This is a genomic window from Cellulophaga sp. BC115SP, from assembly GCF_009905545.1.
GTDB classification, from domain to species: Bacteria; Bacteroidota; Bacteroidia; order Cytophagales; family Spirosomataceae; genus Flectobacillus; species Flectobacillus rivi.
In genome coordinates this window covers 1-701 of sequence record NZ_JAAALB010000183.1, presented here as the reverse complement: position 1 = coordinate 701, position 701 = coordinate 1, and the positions used below count along the sequence as shown (strand labels likewise).

The window sequence follows — 701 nt, the reverse complement described above, 5'->3', positions numbered from 1 at the left end:
AATGGTACACTTATCGTTACTGTCGCACTAGCACATACTTGTGGAGTCACCAATGTATTACACACTTGGTAAATCACTGTTACATTTACACCACCTGGCTCCGTAGCTGATGGAGTGTAACTCATGATACCTGTTGTTGGTGCAAATACTACGGTTCCACTTGCTGTACCACCTGTTCTCGTAATCACATTGCTCGCTACTGGTAAGAAGTCATCATTCGATAGCACATTTACCGTACTAATTGTACCAAATGGCGCTGTTAATGCATCGTTGGCGGCTGTAGCAGTCTGTGGATTTGGATCTGTTCCGTTTGGATTACCATCCTTATCACAGTCCTTGGTCAACCAAGATGGATCCACATTCGCAAGTACTTGGTCTACCTTGTTGTAACTACAAGCATCGTTTGGATCTGTATTATCTGCGGTCGTCAATGGATTATCATCGATACCATTAATCTCATCTTTGTTCGTTACGCCATCACCATCACAGTCACCTGTACTCGTCGCTACTAAAGTCACTTGACTCAAGTTTAAGCTACAAGCACTTAGTGGGTTGGTGTTATCTGCAATTGTAGTTGGGTTACCATCTGCTCCTGTTGCTTCTGCGTAGTTGGTTACGCCATCGCCATCACAGTCTGCATCACGCCATACTGTACTGGTATTGGCTAACACTTGACCGATACCCCATACACATGGATTCGT

The 701-nt window shown here is 44.4% G+C and carries 1 pseudogene; it reads right to left on the bottom strand.

The annotated features are described in order from the left end of the window. Positions 1-701 (bottom strand): annotated as a pseudogene (locus tag GVN22_RS27540) (hypothetical protein); the annotation flags it as partial.